General features: G+C 58.5%; 18 protein-coding genes, 2 tRNA genes and 1 riboswitch. Of the genes, 5 read left to right on the forward strand and 15 right to left on the reverse strand.

Features of this window, described 5'->3' with window-relative positions; translation table 11 throughout:
* Positions 1 to 10 precede the first annotated feature (10 nt).
* Together BKA12_RS09665 and BKA12_RS09670 are read right to left on the reverse strand one after the other, a co-directional pair.
* A complete protein-coding gene (locus tag BKA12_RS09665) occupies positions 11 to 673 on the reverse strand; it encodes an anthranilate synthase component II (protein WP_338087494.1) in 663 nt (220 codons plus the stop codon).
* 166 nt (positions 674 to 839) lie between these two features.
* Positions 840 to 1,649 carry a class E sortase gene (locus BKA12_RS09670; RefSeq protein WP_221228074.1) on the reverse strand — a complete coding sequence of 270 codons (810 nt, stop codon included), beginning with the start codon at positions 1,647 to 1,649 and terminating at the stop codon, positions 840 to 842.
* 240 nt (positions 1,650 to 1,889) lie between these two features.
* On the opposite strand from BKA12_RS09670, the gene BKA12_RS09675 reads away from it, so the two are divergent.
* Both BKA12_RS09675 and BKA12_RS09680 read left to right on the forward strand, forming a co-directional pair.
* Positions 1,890 to 2,186, forward strand: coding sequence for a cell division protein CrgA (locus BKA12_RS09675; protein WP_338087535.1), 297 nt, complete (start codon positions 1,890 to 1,892; stop codon positions 2,184 to 2,186).
* 3 nt (positions 2,187 to 2,189) lie between these two features.
* On the forward strand, positions 2,190 to 2,570 hold the full coding sequence (locus tag BKA12_RS09680) for a VOC family protein (RefSeq protein WP_183643146.1): 381 nt from the start codon (positions 2,190 to 2,192) through the stop codon (positions 2,568 to 2,570).
* Between the two features lie 16 nt (positions 2,571 to 2,586).
* Here BKA12_RS09680 and BKA12_RS09685 read toward each other — a convergent pair whose 3' ends face one another.
* Positions 2,587 to 2,901 (reverse strand): DMT family transporter, encoded by a 315-nt coding sequence (locus tag BKA12_RS09685; protein WP_183644926.1) that lies wholly within the window; start codon positions 2,899 to 2,901, stop codon positions 2,587 to 2,589.
* Between the two features lie 15 nt (positions 2,902 to 2,916).
* Positions 2,917 to 2,981: riboswitch (guanidine-III (ykkC-III) riboswitch) on the reverse strand.
* 135 nt (positions 2,982 to 3,116) lie between these two features.
* On the opposite strand from BKA12_RS09685, the gene BKA12_RS09690 reads away from it, so the two are divergent.
* On the forward strand, positions 3,117 to 3,620 hold the full coding sequence (locus BKA12_RS09690) for a DUF3817 domain-containing protein (RefSeq protein ID WP_271396178.1): 504 nt from the start codon (positions 3,117 to 3,119) through the stop codon (positions 3,618 to 3,620).
* 48 nt (positions 3,621 to 3,668) lie between these two features.
* Here the strand turns inward: BKA12_RS09690 and BKA12_RS09695 are convergent, their stop codons facing one another.
* From BKA12_RS09695 to BKA12_RS09715, 5 genes are all read right to left on the reverse strand, one after another.
* Positions 3,669 to 4,835 (reverse strand): PQQ-dependent sugar dehydrogenase, encoded by a 1,167-nt coding sequence (locus tag BKA12_RS09695; protein ID WP_183643149.1) that lies wholly within the window; start codon positions 4,833 to 4,835, stop codon positions 3,669 to 3,671.
* Positions 4,832 to 5,824: a GNAT family N-acetyltransferase gene (locus tag BKA12_RS12650; protein WP_183643152.1), complete on the reverse strand. Its 993-nt coding sequence runs from the start codon at positions 5,822 to 5,824 to the stop codon at positions 4,832 to 4,834. The genes BKA12_RS09695 and BKA12_RS12650 overlap by 4 nt, the downstream gene beginning before the upstream one ends.
* Before the next feature lie 4 nt (positions 5,825 to 5,828).
* Positions 5,829 to 7,133: an MFS transporter gene (locus BKA12_RS09705; protein WP_183643155.1), complete on the reverse strand. Its 1,305-nt coding sequence runs from the start codon at positions 7,131 to 7,133 to the stop codon at positions 5,829 to 5,831.
* Between the two features lie 619 nt (positions 7,134 to 7,752).
* Positions 7,753 to 8,634 (reverse strand): rhomboid family intramembrane serine protease, encoded by an 882-nt coding sequence (locus BKA12_RS09710; RefSeq protein ID WP_183643157.1) that lies wholly within the window; start codon positions 8,632 to 8,634, stop codon positions 7,753 to 7,755.
* Between the two features lie 129 nt (positions 8,635 to 8,763).
* Complete coding sequence (locus BKA12_RS09715) at positions 8,764 to 9,309, reverse strand: peptidylprolyl isomerase (protein WP_183643160.1); 546 nt, start codon at positions 9,307 to 9,309, stop codon at positions 8,764 to 8,766.
* Positions 9,310 to 9,467: 158 nt separating this feature from the next.
* Between BKA12_RS09715 and BKA12_RS09720 the strand changes: the two genes are divergently transcribed.
* Positions 9,468 to 10,694, forward strand: coding sequence for a hypothetical protein (locus BKA12_RS09720; RefSeq protein ID WP_183643163.1), 1,227 nt, complete (start codon positions 9,468 to 9,470; stop codon positions 10,692 to 10,694).
* An 83-nt stretch (positions 10,695 to 10,777) separates the two neighbouring features.
* Positions 10,778 to 11,656: a glycosyltransferase family 2 protein gene (locus tag BKA12_RS09725; protein ID WP_338087495.1), complete on the forward strand. Its 879-nt coding sequence runs from the start codon at positions 10,778 to 10,780 to the stop codon at positions 11,654 to 11,656.
* 41 nt (positions 11,657 to 11,697) lie between these two features.
* Here BKA12_RS09725 and BKA12_RS09730 read toward each other — a convergent pair whose 3' ends face one another.
* The 7 genes from BKA12_RS09730 to gyrB all read right to left on the reverse strand — a co-directional run bounded on the left by BKA12_RS09730 (position 11,698) and on the right by gyrB (position 18,145).
* Entirely contained in the window at positions 11,698 to 11,853 is a 156-nt protein-coding gene (locus BKA12_RS09730; protein ID WP_183643166.1) for a hypothetical protein, read from the reverse strand.
* A 286-nt stretch (positions 11,854 to 12,139) separates the two neighbouring features.
* Positions 12,140 to 12,212: transfer RNA gene (locus BKA12_RS09735), tRNA-Ala, on the reverse strand.
* 35 nt (positions 12,213 to 12,247) lie between these two features.
* Positions 12,248 to 12,382, reverse strand: coding sequence for a DLW-39 family protein (locus tag BKA12_RS12295; RefSeq protein ID WP_221228076.1), 135 nt, complete (start codon positions 12,380 to 12,382; stop codon positions 12,248 to 12,250).
* Positions 12,383 to 12,436: 54 nt separating this feature from the next.
* Positions 12,437 to 12,510: transfer RNA gene (locus BKA12_RS09740), tRNA-Ile, on the reverse strand.
* 107 nt (positions 12,511 to 12,617) lie between these two features.
* Positions 12,618 to 13,217: a DUF3566 domain-containing protein gene (locus BKA12_RS09745; RefSeq protein WP_271396236.1), complete on the reverse strand. Its 600-nt coding sequence runs from the start codon at positions 13,215 to 13,217 to the stop codon at positions 12,618 to 12,620.
* Complete coding sequence (gene gyrA / locus BKA12_RS09750; protein WP_183643169.1) at positions 13,214 to 15,982, reverse strand: DNA gyrase subunit A; 2,769 nt, start codon at positions 15,980 to 15,982, stop codon at positions 13,214 to 13,216. Before gyrA ends, BKA12_RS09745 begins: the two co-directional genes overlap by 4 nt.
* Before the next feature lie 66 nt (positions 15,983 to 16,048).
* Positions 16,049 to 18,145, reverse strand: a complete 2,097-nt coding sequence (gyrB, locus tag BKA12_RS09755; protein WP_183644938.1) for a DNA topoisomerase (ATP-hydrolyzing) subunit B — start codon at positions 18,143 to 18,145, stop codon at positions 16,049 to 16,051.
* Positions 18,146 to 18,312 lie beyond the last annotated feature (167 nt).

Consider the following 18,312-nt stretch of genomic DNA (forward strand, 5'->3'; position numbering starts at 1 on the left):
CTACTAACGCTTACTTACGGTCGTCGCTGATGAGCGGGCTGAGCGTGGCAGCCTTCGTAGCAGCTTCGGTGAGTCCCATCGAGGCAAGCCAGTTGCCCAGCATTTGGTAGCCGCCCTCGGTCAACACGGACTCTGGGTGGAACTGCACGCCCCACAACGGAGCCTCGCGGTGCGCAAGACCCATGATGACGCCGCCTTCAGTCTCTGCGGTGATCTCGAGAGACTCAGGGATCGTGTCACGCACAGCCGCCAACGAGTGATAGCGGGTGGCCGTAAAAGGATTGTTGACGTCGTGGAAGATCGGGTGACCGGTGTGGTTCACCAACGAGGTCTTGCCGTGCATGAGCTCTTCGGCGTGCGTCACCACACCGCCGTACGCTTCTGCGAGCGCTTGGTGTCCAAGGCAGACGCCCAGCATGGGCTTGTTGTTGTCGCCGCACCACTTGATGAGGTCGATGCACACGCCGGCTTCGGCGGGGTTACCCGGGCCGGGGCTGATGAGCACGCCGTCGCGAGTGCGTGCGAGTTCGATGGCCTCGTCGAGGGTCACATCGTCGTTGCGCACCACAGTTGTTTGAGCGCCGAGCTCTTGAAGATAGCCCACCAAGGTGTAGACGAAGCTGTCGTAGTTATCGACCACCAAGATGCGCACGGACTGACTAGTCTCGACCACGAATTAACACCGTTCCAATCGTCGGTTCATTCCATGGATTGTACTGATTGAGCCATGGGAACACGTACTCTGCTAAGACCAATATTGCGGCCAGGATGAGCAACAAAGAAATCAAGACCTTGGACCACGTCGGTCCAGGCAAGTGCCGGAAGATCCACGCGTACATTTAGCCCCTCCCCATCGTGGTTGCCACGGTTCGTGCAATTTCTGGCGGCGGACCGGCGTCGAGGGGACGCCAGCTCTCGAGCGTCGAAAACGCCACCATGCGTTTCTCCGTGGTGTACGGCGGATGGCACGTGGTCATCGTCAAAATCGCTTCGGTAGGTGCTTTGCCCTCTTGATAAGGCACGGGATCTAGCACCTGGTTCTGGCTCGGAAGCACAATGTCCGTGCTGGACCACTTGTAGGTGTAGTACCCCTGATTGGTCTGCACATAGATGCGGTCCTCCGCGCGAAGCTTGTCCATGTCCCAGAACGCTTGGCCATGCGTCTGGCGATGCGCTGCCACCGCGAAGTTTCCCAGCTCTCCTGGCATCGCCGTGCTCTGATAATGGCCCACCCCGAGGTTGTTGAGCACGTCCTGGCCCACACCGTTGGTGATGGGCCGGCTCCAACTAGCACCAAAACGCGGAACATACATGATTCCAAAGGTCTGGCCCTGCAAACTCAGCGAGGTCTTAGGCGGCCTTCCGTAGGTTTCCTTGTCAGCCAAAGACTGCTTTTCAACCACTGCAGAATCAGGCTTTTCCGGCGCCGCAGACGCCTCAGCCGCTATCTGCGCCACCTTCTCTGAACTCAACCCGGATTCTTGCCCCAACTCTTCTGTGAATTGTTGCTGGATATTGTGGGTGACTTCGTTGACCTGCCGGTCTGCGGAGAGGTTGGTGTACCAAAGCTCCCACGCCACAAAGAGGAGCAACAGCACGCCGAGCGTCAGTACCAATTCCCCGAGAACACCAATGATGCGAACGCCCAAGCCGGCTTTTTTCGCCGCTCGGGGTTTCTTCGCCTCGCTGTGCACTCTTCGGCCACTTTCTCGCGTGGTTGTACCGTCAACTTCTCTAGGTTATCCCCTCGACCTGAGAGTGAGTCCCGAGCAGATACGCGTCCACTCGTTAGACTGTTACTCGTTGATAGACGTTTACCCCAGCGATTCCCGGCAGCAGGAGAACTAGTGGCTGATTCGAAGAAGAACAACGAGCAAGAACGGCACCACGTGCCGAGCCATGAATTGGGTCATCCTGGCCGGGAAGCAGAGCGCAAGGCTGCCAAGGCTAAGGAACCGGCAGAGCGCATTGCTCGACGCGAAGCCAAGGAAGCTAAGGCTCTTGAGCCAACGCCGACTTGGTACAAGTCCATCATGTTCGGCCTCATGCTCCTTGGCCTCTTGTGGATCATCGTGTACTACTTGGGCGGCGGACTGTTCCCGATTCCGGGCATCGGCGGCTGGAACATCTTCATTGGTTTCGGCATCGCCATGATCGGCTTCTTCATGACCACTCGCTGGAGGTAGTGCATGCGCATCAAAATGACGTCCATCCACGTCACTGACCCGGCCAAGGCTTACGAGTTTTACACGCAGAAGCTCGGCTTCGACACCCTCATGACCATGCCGGAGTACAACCTCTACATCGTGAAGTCCTCGGACCCCAGCGACCAGACCGGCTTGCTCCTCGAGCCCAGCGATCACCCGCTAGCCAAGGCGTACATGGAGGGACTGCATGAGCAGGGCTTCTCCATGATCGTCTTTGGTGTGCCCAATGTTCAGGAAGAATACGAACGTTTGGTGAGCCTCGGCGTCGTCTTCAAGCAGGAGCCGCAGACCGGACCCGACGGCAGCATTAGCGCTGTCCTCGATGACACGGTGGGCAATTTCGTCCAGCTTCACCAGGACTAAGGCAACAAGCCAAGTCCTACTCCACGAACTTCAGGCCCACCACGCACGCGATGAGCCCGGTCAGGAGTAGGACTTTCAGCACGGAGATGGACTCGCCGCCAAAGAACATGCCGTAGGCAACGGTGAGTCCGGCTCCAATGCCCACCCACACGGCGTAGGCCGTTCCGGTGGATATCTCGCGCATCGCGAAAGCAAGCCCCACCATTGATAGTACGACGGCGATGCCAAAAGTCACTGTGGGCCAGAGTTTGCTGAAGCCGTCAGACTTGCCGAGCGAGATGGCCCAAACGGCCTCGAGGATTCCAGAGAAGATCAATATTGCCCATGCCATGGGGACATCATCCTTAACGGCCGTCTTGTCGCGCTCCGGGTACGGCTCCCTCGTCCGGCGGCCCACATTGGGGCCGACTCCCCCGAAGATAGCACCATTGGCAGTGCACAGCACAAAACACGAAATCCAAAGATCAAACATTTGGCTGATGCTTTAGCCGCTCTACGCGAAGCAGGCCTCGGTAAACTTGAAGAGTCGCCTACCAGAGGATCATCGTGACAGAAGTTCGCAATCCATCAGCCACCGCGGTTACCCCGAGCGGTTGGACCCCCAAGAAGCTTTACGGGCTCGTGGCCGCCGCCGAAATGGTGACCTGGGCACTGTTGATCTTGGGCATGGTGCTCAAGTACTCGGGCGTCTCCGAGGCCTTCGTCCCCGTCTTTGGCACGATTCACGGTGTGGTCTTCTTGTCCTACTGCGTGGTCACGGTGTTCGTGTGGGTGAACCAGAAGTGGTCCTTCGGACGCGGTGTTGCCGGATTGTTCTCGGCGATCATCCCGTTCGCAACCTTGCCGTTTGAACGTTCAGTGCAGCGCAAGGGCCTCCTCGAAGGCGGCTGGCGCCTCGCTCCAGGCGGCGACGAACCCCGCGGCTTTGTGGAAAACGTGCAGGCTTGGTGCTTGCGCCGTCCACTGCTCGCGATCCTTCTGGGCATCATCTTGGTCGCGGCCCTAGCGACCTTCCTCATCTGGCTGGGCCCACCTATTCCGAAGGGTTAACTTCCTAAGGGTTAACCTCCCCGAAAGGGCCGAGCCGTTCGCCAAGTGCTATGCCAACGCGGCAACGAGCAGTCGCGACGCCGGCCCTTCATCCGTGAGGATCCACAAGGACTTTCCGTCCGGTGTGACTGCGACATCCCGCAACCGCGAACCCTTGAACTCCGGCGGATCCAGTTGCGGCAGCGGTCCGGCCGGAATTGGCGTATCTGCGTCATGGGAAAGACCTTTGGGCAGGCTCACCACCCACAGTCGCTGACCGCGTAGCGCGGCCACATAAGCAGTCTGACCCGAAATCGCGAGCCCTGAAGGCGAGGCATCTGCGGTCGATTCCCAGACGTGATGCGCGGGCCGGCTTCGCCCTCCAGATACCTCTGACGTTCCATAACCCGTAGTCAGCGGCCACCCGTAATTGCCGCCTTGGTAGATTCGCTGCAGCTCATCATCCTTGTCAGGCCCCAATTCCGTGGCCCACAGCTCGCCCGAACTCGTGAACGCGAGCCCCTGAACATTCCGATGTCCAAGGCTGTACACGGTGGTCTTGCCGGAGCTCGGATCATGACGCAGAATCTTTCCGCCGAGCTTCTCCAACTCTTGCGCTACTTCGCGGCGCCCTGCATCCCCCGTCCCCACATAGAGCGCGCCGTCCGGCCCAAACACCATGCGCCCACCGTTGTGAATCCGCGACCGCGGAATACCCTCAATCACCGTCTCAAAACGCCGAAAATCCCGCGTTGAGATTACCTGATTTCCCCCGGACACCGTCCGGTACACATAGACCTGGTTGGACTCTGAATAGTCCGGGCTCAGCGCGATTCCCAGTAGCCCGCCCTCGCCGCCGTGATACACCTCCGGCACCCGGGCAACCTCTGATTTTTGCGCCGTTCCTCCCTGCGCATTCGGGACGTCCACCCGAAAAACCACTCCCGTATCGCGGCTGGTCAGCAGCGCTGATCGCTGCCCTGAAGCGTCATCGCGCGGCAGAAACGCGATCTGCCACGGCGAGTCCAGACCCTCCAGCACCGTGCGCGGCGCCTGCGGAACCAGCGGCGCCACGAAGGTTGGCTTCGGCGCGGAACCCAGCGTCGTCGTACTGGAAATACCGGAAGAGGACGACGACGCAGCTTGCGTCCCCCGCCCCGCGTTCGGGACACACGCCGTCTGGGCCGCAACGGCCGAAGCCGCCGCAGTGACCAAGAGGGCGCGGCGCGTGATCATGCGAGGAGTCGCTCCATGACCACCGACGTCCGAGTGACACGGAAGCCGATGCGTTCGTAGATGGTGTTGGCGCCTGTGGGGCTGGCCGAGTCGACGCCGAGTTCCGCCTTCACGAAGCCTTCGCGCTGCGCTTGTTTGAGAGACTCCACGAGCAGCTCGGTGGCAAGGCCTTGGCCTCTAGCGCGGCGGCGCGTGCCGACGATGGAAATGTAGAGTTCCTTGTCTTGATACTCGGTAGCCAAGACGTAAGCGTCCACGGCGTCATCGCCTTCGATCTCCGGGTTGATCGCAATCCGGGAGAGGGTGGGTCGAAAAGCGACCGAGCCCAGCGTGGAGAACTCCCAATTCTCCTTCGAGCGTGGGGACGAGCCCCAGTGATCGGCGAAGGCCTCGTTGTGCGCAAGGCGCGTAGCTTCACCGTGCTTCGCCGGATCCAGCTCGATAGCCCGCGCGTTCTCCCGCGGAGGCGCGCCGATTTCAAAGCCTGCCGGCGGCTCCCACACGTCGAAGTCCACTCGCATATCTGAGAAATAGCGAGCCCGCTCAAATCCGTACTTGAGCGCCAAGAATTCGTCCGCGCTGCCGGGGTGGTGGATCCACATGCTGGCCTTGGTGGGAGCACCTGGATGCTTCTCAGCAGCTTTGACCAGAGCGCGCTTGAACAGCCAGTCGGTCACCTCGGAGCCCAACCCGCGACGCCGATAACGCGGGTCAACGCCGCCGCCAAAAATCGCTTTCGCGTAGCCATCCCGCAAGCCGTCCGTGACGTGCAACTGGCCGTAAGCGACCATGAGATCGCCATCATAGATGGCCAAAGTGTCCAGCTCGGAATCTACCGAGGGGTCGTCCAGCTCTTCTTCGAGCAGGGTGGGAGTGTACTTTTCACCGGTCTGGTCATACTCACCAATGTCATTGACGAGGCGCGTCCATTCGCCCAAGTCAGCTTTGGATATGGGAAGCCGGACAAGGTGGTCATTGGGCGGAAACACTGGGTTATCCCTTCATTCCGACGTCGTGGACGAGCCTTGGCGCGCTGCGCAAAGACAGCAACGAGGCAGCGGCGGCGATGCACAATACCGCGGCACTCAGCCACGCCAAGAGGTAGGTTCCGGTGAGATCTCGGATCATTCCGGCGCTCACCGAAGCTATGCCTGCTCCGATCATATGACTTGCGAAGACCCAGCCAAAGACAATTCCAGCTTTCTGTGGACCAAAGTAGGTGCGGCACAGCGCCACCGTCGGCGGAACCGTGGCAACCCAGTCCAATCCGTAGAAAATGATGAACACCCACAGAGGCGGCTCGATGGTCGGCGCCAGCATGGTGTTAAGGAAAACCAGGGAGAAACCGCGCAGCGTGTAGTAGATCATGAGCAGGATCGCCGGGTTCATGCGGTCCGTGAGCCACCCGGAGAGCACGGTGCCAATGACGTCAAAGATGCCGATCACCGCTAGCAATCCGGCGGCCGTGGTGGCCGGCATGCCGTGATCGTGTGCTGCAGGGATGAAGTGGGTCTGAATCAGGCCGTTGGTGGACCAGCCACACACGAAGAAGGTGAAGGCCAGAATCCAGAATGCACGAGACTTGAAGGCTTCCGCCAAGACGTCGATCGCGATCCGCCAGGCTGCCCGCTGTGGGTGAATCGAAGCCGAGCTGTGCGCTGGGGTGGAAGCTGCGGCGTCGTACTCAAGATCTGTGGGTGAACCATACGGAAGACGGCCCATGTCCTGTGGACGATCCCGAAAGAACAGCAAAAAGAGCGGGATAACAAGGAGCGCAACGGAAGCGGTGGCCAACGATGCCGCGCGCCAGCCGGGGTGATGCGCGAGCTGGACGATGAGCGGCAGGAAAATCAGTTGTCCACACGCGTTCGCGGCGGAGAAGATGCCCATCACCAGGCCGCGGTGTGTGTGAAACCAGCGTTGGGCCACAATCGCGCCGAAAACCAGGGCCATCACGCCGGTGCCAATGCCGATGAAGAGACCCCATAACACCCACAATTGCCACAAGCTGGTCATGACGGTGGTGAGTCCGGCACCGAGCGCCACCAGTGTGAGGCCCGTGATGATGACTCGTTTGACGCCGAAGCGTTCCATTGCGGCTGCCGCGAAAGGCGCTGTCAAGCCGTAAAAGATGAGGTTCGCCGTCACGGCGCCGGACGTTCCCGTGCGGCTCCAGCCGAATTCGTGCTCGAGCGGTTCAAAGAGCGCGCCCGTAGTGGAACGGAATGCTGCGCCGGCCAGCAAGGCAAACAGCGTGACGGCAACAATCAGGAAGGCGTAGCGTCCAACGGGTTTCACTACGCCATTTTAGGGACTGAATTCAGCCTCCCAGAACCTTGCTGTTGTTTCTTAACGCACAGGTTGTGCACGGAGGTTATCCACAACTGGGGATTAAATTGTGCGTAACTGTGTTCTAATCCCGCGTATCCACAGGGATGCGAGGTTATTAACAGGGGTCTAACTACACGTGTGTAACTTTTCTACAGTGTGGACAACTACTGTGGATAACTTTCATGGAGGGGTGAATTTAGTGGAAATACTAGTGCTTTTGGGCTGTTTACCCTGATTTTCCGCGAAAGTTATCCACCCCGAGTTACCCACAATGGTCTAGACCAATTTGTGAACAACCGAGTTATCCACAGGCAGTGGATATTGTGAAAGAAAAAGTGAGCACCGTTTGTGTTTTCTGCAACATAATAATCGGTAATGCACTTTGTCTAGGCACTTTTTGTGCTCTGAGGTTGTGATAACCCGCACTTTTCGCCTGAAAAATAGGTGGAAATTACAGCCTTGTGAGTTCTTAACAATGTGGATAACTTGTGTGGAAATCTTTGAGCCCTCCCCTGTGAACAACGGGAAGGGCTCAAAGATCGCTCGATGGAGCGAAGAAGTTACCAGCGGCAGTTAGCCGCAGCGGCTATCCAAGGTAGCGAGACGGCAGCATGATCCAGCCGAGATACGTCAACACCAAGAGCGCAGCTACCACCACCGCTATCCCCGCCCACTGCAACGTGGCACGGCGCGGGCCGGCAGGCGTGTAAGCAAAGATCGCTCCCATGGCGAGACCCACAATGAGGCCGCCGACGTGCGCTTGCCAAGAGATGTTGAATCCCGGGATGAAGCCGAGCACCAGGTTGATCGCCACTGTCACCAGAATGCCGGTGTAGTTAACACGCCGTTGACGCATGATGATCAACAAGGCACCGAAGAGTCCAAAGACCGCGCCAGATGCGCCGATCACGGCCACGCGCGGATCTTCGAGCCACAGCACGGCCACCGAACCGCCGATCGCCGAGAGGATATAGAGAGCCAAGAACCGGGCACGCCCCAAGAGTGGCTCCAGCATCCCGCCAATCGCGTACAACAAGTACATGTTGAACAGGATGTGGAAGATCATGCCCTGTGAGTGAAGCAGGGCCGCGGTCAGCATGCGCCACGGCTCGGAGCCGGTAAGGATGCCCGCGTAGAGAAGCTCTCGCTGCAAGCCGGGAACGGCGAACTGCAACAAGAAGGTCAAAGCAGTGATCGCGATGATCGCGTACGTGACGATTGGTCGGCCGCCGGCCTGAACCTTGCCGCCAAACGCCGTGCGCTGCACCGGCATGGCGCGCTGCGCTTCGTTGACGCAGTCCACGCACTGGATGCCTACGGCTGCCGGGCGCTGGCACTCTCCACAGGTGGGACGGCCGCAGCGCTGACAGCGCACGTAAGAGACACGGTCCGGGTGACGCGGGCAGACGGGGATGCCTTCCGGTTCAGTGGTGGGCTGAGCGCCGTAGCTCGGTGGTTCGTAGGACACGGTGTCTCCGAATTCTGAAGAGTATGAACGTGATTTATATGTGGAAAACCCCGGCAAGGTCGCGCAAGGCGGCCCTACCGGGGTTTCCTACACCACAAGGTTTTGGAAGAAACTCGCAGTCAGCGGGCTTTAGAGCTCTTCGATGTCGATGGACTCGATGACAACGTCCTCGAGGGGCTTGTCGCGCATGTCGGTGGCAACGTTGTTGAGCTTGTCAACGACCTCGCGGGAAGCCTCATCAACAACCTCACCGAAGATGGTGTGCTTGCCCTGCAACCAGGTGGTTGGGACAGAGGTGATGAAGAACTGCGAGCCGTTGGTGCCGCGGCCCATCTGGATGCCAGCGTTGGCCATGGCGAGCTTGTAAGGCTCGTTGAAGTTGAGGTCTGGGTTGATTTCGTCGTCGAACTTGTAGCCCGGTCCGCCAATGCCCTGACCCAGTGGGTCGCCGCCCTGAATCATGAAGTCAGAGATGATGCGGTGGAAGATGGTGCCGTTGTAGAGCGGGGTCTTAACCTGCTCTTCGCCGGTCTGTGGGTGAACCCAAGTCTGTTCGCCGGTGGAAAGACCAACGAAGTTCTTGACCGTCTTAGGAGCGTGATTGCCGAAAAGGTTGACCTCGATATCGCCGAGGGTCGTGTGGATGGTCGCCTTGTGCGTTGGAATAGCAGTCATGACCCTATTCTTTCATTCAGAAGCCCGTATCTCATGTTCTTAGCTACGCGCACAGTGAACAATCCTCAAAGTTGTCCCCAATTCACGGTGTTTGCGTGGAAATTGGGGCCTCCGGAACGTAAGGTGAAAGTGTAAGTTCACTAACTTCGGAGGCCTTGATGGGTAAAAAGAACCGCACGTCCCAGGATCTGGGCGCGGCAGTGAATCATTCTGTCGATCAGGCGCGCGATTGGGCGCAGCCAAAGGTTGACCAAGCCGTAGGTCAAGCGAAAGAAGCCGTAGACCATGCACGCGTATGGGCAGCCCCCAAGGTTGACCACGCGAAGGAATGGGCGGCACCGCGAGTCGATCACGCAAAGGAATGGGCAGCCCCTAAGGTTGACGACGCCGTACAGCGTTTGAACGCTGGCCTCGAGACCGCTTCACCGAAGGTTCAGGAGAGCATCCAGAAGGTTGCTGATGAGCTCGCTGCAGGCATTGCCGCAGTGTCTCCACTGATTCAGCAGGGCATCACGAAGGTGCAGGAGCAGGCCCAGAAGATGGTTGCCGACGTGCAGCCACATGTGGATACCGCTCGTGCCAAGGTGGAGAACCAGTACATTCCGGCCGCTTCTCAGAAGCTGTCCCATGCTGCTAGCGATGCCGCCAAGCGCATTGACAACGTTCAGGTGCCTTCGGGCGTCGAAACCCTGGTCACCAAGATCAGCGGTGACAAGCGCACCGTGAAGCGTGCTCAGAAGGCCGCTTCTCAGGCTGCTCGCGAGGCCGCTCGCCAGTTGAACCGTCCGGCAGCGCAGAAGAAGCGCCGTCAGGGATGGCTCATCATGGGCGTAATTGCCGCCGGTGTTGCTGCTGGTGCAGCTGCATGGCGCGCTTCCCGTCCGGTTGAGGATCCGTGGAAGACGCCAGCTCCTTTGAACGCAGCTCCAGTTCCTGCCAGCGTTCCTGCGCCGGTCAAGGAAGCTACGCCAGCTGAGGTCAAGGAAACCATCGCCGGTTCCGCCCCAGCTGCACCTGTAGCTCCTGTTGTTGCTGCTGCTCCGGTTCCCGTTGAGTCTGAGGATTCTTCCAAGGATTACGACGACGCTGACTCCACTTCCGATTCCGTCACCCGTTTGGGTGCCGCGGAACCAGTAGAGAACGACGAAGAAATCACTCGTTCGGCTCCAATCGATGAAGCGCTTGAAGGTGCTGAAGATCCGGATCTGAACGCTGAAGCTGGCCTCACCGCTGGCGACGAAGATGATTCGCCGATCTACCGCGATCTTGCGAGCAAGAACACCGGTGAAGAAGCTGCTGACGGCGATGTCGTGGACACCAAGGGTCACCCAGTGATCACTCCAAAGGACGTTGCAGCAAACATTAAGAAGCACACCTCGAACTAATTCTTCGAGACGCGTGACCTTAAGGCCGCGAGTTGATTCATGTTGAATCGGCTCGCGGCCTTTTGCGCTGTTAGATTGGTGGTGTGTCGACGCCTCCCTCGATCTCCATCATCATTCCCGCGTACAACGAAGAGAACTGCATTCGGCAGTGCCTCGTTGCCGCGATCTTTCAGACCGTTCCTGCCCACGAAATTGTGGTGGTGGACAACAAGTCCACGGACTCGACTGCGGAGATTGTTCGCCAAGTACAACTCGAGTATCCAGATGCAAACATCATTCTGACCAGCCACGAAGCAGATCAGGGACTGATTCCCACTCGTGACCACGGCTTTAATGTCGCTACCGGCGACGTCTACGGGCGCATTGATGCCGACTGTGTTCTGGAGTCCGACTGGGTAGAGCGGGTGTCGGAGACTTTCCAGGATCCCGAAGTCATGGCAGCCACGGGACCCGTGGTCTATAGCGATATGCCGTTGCGACGGTTTGGCCTCAAAGCTGATGACAAGATCCGCCAGTTCGTTTTGAAGCTGGCACGCGGCCAGTACCACTTCCTCTTCGGCTCCAACATGGCCCTGAGAAACAGTGCGTGGGAGAGCATCAAGGATCACGTCTGCCGCGATGAAGAAGACCTCATGCATGAGGACATTGACATTTCCGTTCATCTCGCGCAACACAATCTCCTTATTCGCTACGTACCCACCATGATCACCGGTATGTCCGCACGACGCGTTGAAGATTCGCCGAAGGACTACTGGTACTACGTGAACCGGTTCGACCGCACGTACACCGCGCATGACATCGAGCATCGAGTCCTGCGCGTCCCCATGGTGCTGTTCATGTCCGTCTACGCGCCAGCCAAGATGCTCCGCACGCTTCATCACCAGCGCACCCGTTATCTCACGCGCCGCCAGGCTCGGAACGTCAGGGCTAAAAGTGAACTACGCGCCACCAGATTGCTCTGATGAGGCGCACGTCCTGCTCTCAAGTGAGGCAATCACCTGACTTAGCGGGTTTGGACGGACTTCGCCAGGAAACCGTCGCTGAATTCACCACTACGTAACTGCTCGATCTTCAAGATCTCCGAGTGGAACGCAGCCTTTGTCCTCACGCTCTCAACTGCGAACTCTTCAGGAGCGAGGTGGGAGCTAACAATCTCCACGTCACGGATTCGACCCCTCAGATCAATTTGCCGATCATCAAGTCATAAAACGGCCGGATCGTGTAGCGAGCTTCTAGATGCGTCGCTGCGCGGTGCAACAGGTTCGCCCAAGTGAAGCATGGTCTCGGCAGCGATTCCCTCATGATCGCCGTGCACCACGTGGGGCACGGCGCTAATCCTTGAGGGATAGCGGGAACCAGAGATATTACGACGACGCTGCTTCTTGCGAGAGAGGGATAAACGAGAAAGTCCGGAACACCTTGCGGTGTTCCGGACTTTCATTCTGTGGAGGCAAGGGGACTCGAACCCCTAACCCCCTGCTTGCAAAGCAGGTGCGCTACCAATTGCGCCATGCCCCCAGAAGGACTGTTGATTTCTCAACCCGTCTATACTATCAGGAATTTTTACCGTTCGTGTCCAACGTGTCCGTGGCGTCATTCCATTTAGTCTTCTCAGCTTCTGCTTCCTTGTACTTGCTGTACCCGAAAACGGAAACTGCTGCGATTAGGACCATCAAGAACTTCTTCATGTTGTTCCTTCTCTTGTTCTCAGTGCATTCGGACTCACCTAGAAGGTGTTTCCGTGGGCGTACCAGGACTTGAACCTGGGACCTCTTCGTTATCAGCGAAGCGCTCTAACCGCCTGAGCTATACGCCCCTTTTGCCCTGAGGACGAGATAAGACTTTACCGGACACATGGCCAACTTTCCAAATCGGGGATTTTCCTCCACGAGTTTAGGGAATCGATGCGCCGGGAACCGCCTTTTAGTCGTCCGTCAGGGTCACTCCAATGCCGCCGACGAGCGACGAAGAAATGTTGTACAAAAGCGAGCCGAGCATTGCAATGACGGTCAAAATGACCACATTTGCCACGGCAATGATGGTGGCGAAAGAGGCCACCTGACCCAAGGATAAGACCCGCTTGAGATCGAACTTGGATTCGGTGCCCAGGACACCCGTAATCAGCTCGTTGAGCTTGTCAAAGACTCCTGTGATATCCAACACAGTCCACAGCATGACTGCTGCGACAACCGTGATGATACCCAAAGCAACGGACAGCAAGAACGCCATCTTCAAGACAGACCATGGCTCCACCTTGGATACCAGCAAGCGAGCCTTGCGGACCTTTGCCTTCGGCGCAGGTCGTACCAACTGCTGCTGACGGCCGGCGGCCCCACTTTGACCCGCTGGGCGAGCCTGCTGGGTGCGAGCGGCTGCAGCGCCGGTGCGCGGCCCCGTTGTAGGCCGAGGTCCTGCCTGAGAACCGGTGCGGGGGCTGGAAGCAGACGCAGAGTTATTGGCTGCGCCGGGCTTTGCCGTCATGTTGTTCGAAGCGCTTTTGCGCGGCATCGAAGGAGTGGTCACGAAAGACCTCCGTCAGATTCTTCTACAGGTTCACCGGATACCTCTTCCGAGGACTCCGTCTTTTCTTGGTTCAACGGTACTGCATCTTCAGCCGTCTCGACGGGCGAAGTCGCCGAATCCTCGGGGTTTTCCGGGTTTTCTTCGTCGACAAGTTCACCAGAAAGGTTTCGCTCAACGTTCTTGGCAACCGCAATGATGCGGTCATTCTTGTCCGGCTTCGCGAAAATGACGCCCATGGTGTCGCGGCCCTTAGACGGGACGCCGGCCACGCCAGAGCGCACCACCTTGCCACCTTCCATGACCACCAAGACTTCGTCCTCTTCCTGGACGATCAGACCGCCCACCAAGTGGCCACGCTCTTCTTGGTACTTGCCCACCTTGATGCCCAGACCGCCACGGTTCTGCACACGGTATTCCTCAACAGAGGAACGCTTCGCATAGCCGCCGTCGGTCACGATGAACACGAAGGAGTCGTTAGAGACAACATCTGCCGTCAAGAGCTCATCGCCATCGCGGAACTTCATGCCCGTGACACCGGACGTCGCGCGGCCCATTGGACGCAACGCTTCGTCGGTCGCCGTGAAGCGCAGGGACTGGCCCTCACGCGAAATCAGCATGAGGTCATCTTCTTCAGACACCAAGAGTGCCGAGACGAGCTCATCCTCTTCGCGCAGGTTGATGGCAATGACGCCGGCGCTACGGTTGGTGTCGTAGTCCTGAAGACGCGTCTTCTTGACCAGACCGCCCTTCGTGGCGAGCACGAGGTACGGAGCCTGCAAGTAGTCCTTCAAGTCCAAGACCTGAGCGATTTTCTCGTCCGGCTGGAACGCCATGATGTTCGCGACGTGCTGGCCCTTCGCGTCACGAGCGGCTTCCGCCAACTCGTAGCACTTGGTGCGATACACGCGACCCTGGTTCGTGAAGAACAGCAACCAGTTGTGCGTCGTGGTGACGAAGAAGTGCTCCACGACGTCGTCGCCCTTGAGCGACGCACCCTTGATGCCCTTGCCGCCACGGTTCTGCGAACGGTAGTTGTCACTGCGCGTGCGCTTGACGTAGCCACCACGAGTAATGGTGACCACCATTTCCTCTTCAGGAATGAGGTCTTCAATGCTCATGTCGCTGTCGAAGCCCATGAGGATCTGGGTGCGGCGCTCATCGCCGTACTTGTCCACGATCTCCGCGAGTTCTTCGGACACGATGGTGCGCTGGCGTCCCACGTCAGCCAAGATCGCCTTGTATTCAGTGATTTCAGCTTCGAGACGTGCAGCGTCAGCACGGATCTTCTCGCGCTCCAGTGCGGCGAGACGGCGCAACTGCATATCGAGGATGGCCTTGGCCTGATCATCGTCAATGCCGAGCAGTGCCTTCAACCCTTCGCGCGCCTCTTCAACAGATGGCGAGCGGCGGATCAAGGCGATGACTTCGTCGAGAGCGTCGAGGGCCTTCAGCAAGCCGCGCAGGATATGGGCCTGCTCTTCGGCCTTACGGAGGCGGTACTGAGTACGACGGCGAACAACTTCGATCTGGTGCTTGATCCAGTGACGGACAAACGCATCGAGGGACAGCGTCCGAGGAACTCCGTCCACAATCGCCAACATGTTGGCGGAGAAGTTGGACTGCAACTCGGTGTGCTTGAAGAGGTTGTTCAAGACAACCTTCGGCACAGCGTCGCGACGCAGCACCACGACCAAGCGCTGACCGGTACGGCCAGAGGACTCGTCACGGATATCCGCGATGCCGCCCATCTTGCCTTCGCGCACCAGCTCGGCGATCTTCATGGCCAGGTTGTCCGGGTTGGTCTGGTACGGAAGTTCCGTGACCACCAAGCAGGTACGTCCCTGAATCTCTTCAACGTTCACCACGGCACGCATGGTGATGGAACCGCGGCCCGTGCGGTAGGCGTCTTCGATGCCGCGGCGGCCCAAAATGGTGGCTGCCGTCGGGAAGTCCGGTCCCTTGACGCGCTTGAGCAACTCTTCGAGGAGCTCTTCAGGAGACGCGTCTGGGTTTGCGAGCGACCACTGCACGCCCTCGGCAACTTCGCGAAGGTTGTGCGGCGGAATGTTGGTGGCCATACCCACGGCGATGCCGGAGGAGCCATTGACCAACAAGTTCGGGAAACGAGCTGGCAGAACCGTTGGTTCCTGGTTCTTGCCGTCGTAGTTGTCCTGGAAATCAACGGTATCTTCGTCGATGTCGCGGACCATTTCCATGGCCAAAGGAGCCAGCTTGGTTTCCGTGTAACGCTGAGCAGCAGCGCCATCGTTACCGGGCGAACCGAAGTTACCCTGGCCCAAAGCCAGTGGGTAACGCATGACCCAGTCCTGGATCAAACGCACCAAGGCGTCGTAGATCGCCGAGTCACCGTGCGGGTGGTAGGTACCCATGACGTCACCGACGATGCGAGCACTCTTGTTAAAGGAACGCTCTGGGCGGTAGCCGCCATCGAACATGCCGTAAATAACGCGGCGGTGCACAGGCTTGAGGCCATCGCGCACGTCCGGAAGAGCACGGCCCACAATAACGGCCATCGCGTAGTCCAAGTAGGACCGCTGCATTTCAGCCTGCAGGTCAATCTGCTCCACGCGGTCGGTGAGTACTTCACCTTCAACAACGGCACCGGCAGTGGCGCCAGCAGCAGCGTCGTTGGCTACAACCTCGCCCGAACCAGCCGCAGCGCTCTCGGAAGTGTAGGCACCTTCGGTAGCGGCGTCGTCGTAATTTTCCGTATTTTCAGGACCCTGTGGGGGCTGTTCGCTCATGTACTAATCCTCAATTTCTGCAAAAACAAGCGGGCAAAACGGCGAAAGTTCCTAGATCTTCAGGAACTAGATGTCCAGGAAGCGGACATCCTTCGCGTTTTGCTGAATGAAGTTACGGCGCGACTCAACGTCCTCACCCATGAGCACGCTGAAGACCTGGTCCACGGCGGCCGCGTCTTCCATGCTGATCTGGCGCAAAGTACGGTGCGCCGGATCCATGGTGGTGTCCCACAGTTCGCTGTAGTCCATCTCGCCCAGACCCTTGTAGCGCTGGATGCCGTTGTCCTTCGGCAAGCGACGGCCGCTGGCAAGACCCTTGGCCACGGTGTCGTCACGTTCCTTGTCTGAGAACACGTAATCGTGTGCAGCGTTGGACCACTTGATGCGGTACAGCGGCGGCTGTGCAAGGTAGACGAAGCCGTTTTCGATGAGCGGACGCATGAAGCGGAACAGGAGCGTCAGCAAGAGCGTGGTGATGTGCTGACCGTCGACGTCAGCATCGGCCATGAGCACGATCTTGTGGTAACGCAGCTTGTCAAGGTCGAACTCTTCACCAATACCGGTGCCGAAGGCCGTGATCATGGACTGGACTTCCTTGTTGCCCAGTGCGCGGTCCAAGCGTGCGCGCTCCACGTTCAAGATCTTGCCTCGCAACGGCAGGATGGCCTGGGTCCGCGGATCGCGGCCACGCTTGGCCGAACCACCTGCGGAGTCACCCTCCACGATGTAGACCTCACACTCGATGGGGTTCTTTGAGGAGCAGTCCGCGAGCTTACCCGGCATGCCGAAGGACTCGAGTGGCGACTTACGGCGGGCCTGATCGCGAGCCTTGCGGGCAGCCATGCGAGCGTGTGCCGCCAGCTGTGCCTTGCGGATGATGTCCTTGGCGGTGATCGGGTTGCGTTCCAGCCAGTCGCCGAGTTCCTCGTTGACAACGGACTGCACGTAACCGCGGGCTACCGAGTTACCGAGCTTGGTCTTGGTCTGGCCTTCAAACTGCGGTTCACCGAGCTTGATGGAAATGACAGCGGTAAGGCCTTCACGGATGTCATCGCCCGTGAGGTTCTCATCCTTCTCCTTGAGGATGCCCTTTTCCTTGGCGTAACGGTTGATCAAACCGGTCAGCGCGGCACGGAAACCTTCTTCGTGCGTGCCACCTTCATGGGTGTTGATCGCGTTGGCGTAGGTGTGGACGGACTCAGAGAAGGCCGTGGTCCACTGCATCGCGACTTCGAGCGCGATCTTGCGCTCAGTGTCTTCAGATTCAAACGAAATAACATCTTCGTGAACCAGTTCCGCCTTCTTGGAGGAGTTCAAGTACTTGACGTAGTCCAATAGGCCGTCGTCGTACTTGTAATCCACCGCGCGGTGGCGTGGAGCTTCTGCGCGCTTCTCGCCATCTTCCGCATCCGCGATCTCGTCTTCGACATCGTTGACCACTCGCTCATCCGTGAGGGTAATGCGAAGGCCCTTGTTCAGGAATGCCATTTGCTGGAAACGAGCGCGGAGCGTTTCAAAATCAAAATCGACGGTGTCGAAAATGGTGGGGTCCGGGTAGAACGTCTGCGACGTACCCGTGAGCTCGGTTTCTTCACCTTGAACCAAGGTGCCCTGTGGCACGCCACCGTTGGCGAAGGACATGCGCCAGGCGTATCCCTGACGGCGAATAATCGTATTCACGCGCTGCGACAATGCGTTCACCACGGAAATACCCACGCCGTGAAGACCACCGGAGACCGCGTATCCGCCGCCGCCGAACTTACCGCCGGCGTGCAGAATGGTCATAACCACTTCAACGGTGGGCTTGCCCTCGGTGGGGTGCAGATCTACTGGAATACCGCGGCCGTTGTCCTCGACGCGTACCCCGCCATCAGCCTGCAGCGTCACATCGATGCGGTCACAGTAACCAGCCATGGCTTCGTCAACCGAGTTGTCCACGACTTCGTAGACAAGGTGGTGAAGACCGCGGGCACCGGTGGAACCGATGTACATACCTGGGCGCTTGCGAACAGCCTCGAGACCTTCAAGAACCGTGATGTCGCTGGCGCCGTACTCGTGCTCAACGCGTCCTACGGGCGTTTTAGGTGCGGCGGGTGCCGAGCTGGTTTCAGCGGGTGCTTCCGCAGGTGATTCGGCTGGTTCGGAGCTTACCGTCGGTTCCAAATGTTCTTCTGCCACGTGTAAAAAGCTCCTCGAAGACGTCCAAGCGGGAAATCCCACAACGAAAATTCAGTCATTCAGAGTTTCCTCTAGGACACTCTGCGACCATCAGGATCAATTCTACCGGTTTTATCTAGAAAATTTGCGATGTTCGCTACCCGGGTATGTGC

Source organism: Neomicrococcus lactis, assembly GCF_014200305.1.
GTDB lineage: Bacteria > Actinomycetota > Actinomycetes > Actinomycetales > Micrococcaceae > Neomicrococcus > Neomicrococcus lactis.

Bases quoted from the DNA above. Each gene is read 5' to 3' on its own strand.
- BKA12_RS09680 (WP_183643146.1), top strand. From the start codon at position 2,190: ATGCGCATCAAAATGACGTCCATCCACGTCACTGACCCGGCCAAGGCT.
- BKA12_RS09685 (WP_183644926.1), bottom strand. From the start codon at position 2,901: ATGGCATGGGCAATATTGATCTTCTCTGGAATCCTCGAGGCCGTTTGG.
- BKA12_RS09695 (WP_183643149.1), bottom strand. From the start codon at position 4,835: ATGATCACGCGCCGCGCCCTCTTGGTCACTGCGGCGGCTTCGGCCGTT.
- BKA12_RS09715 (WP_183643160.1), bottom strand. From the start codon at position 9,309: ATGACTGCTATTCCAACGCACAAGGCGACCATCCACACGACCCTCGGC.
- BKA12_RS09720 (WP_183643163.1), top strand. From the start codon at position 9,468: ATGGGTAAAAAGAACCGCACGTCCCAGGATCTGGGCGCGGCAGTGAAT.
- BKA12_RS12295 (WP_221228076.1), bottom strand. From the start codon at position 12,382: ATGAAGAAGTTCTTGATGGTCCTAATCGCAGCAGTTTCCGTTTTCGGG.
- gyrA (WP_183643169.1), bottom strand. From the start codon at position 15,982: ATGAGCGAACAGCCCCCACAGGGTCCTGAAAATACGGAAAATTACGAC.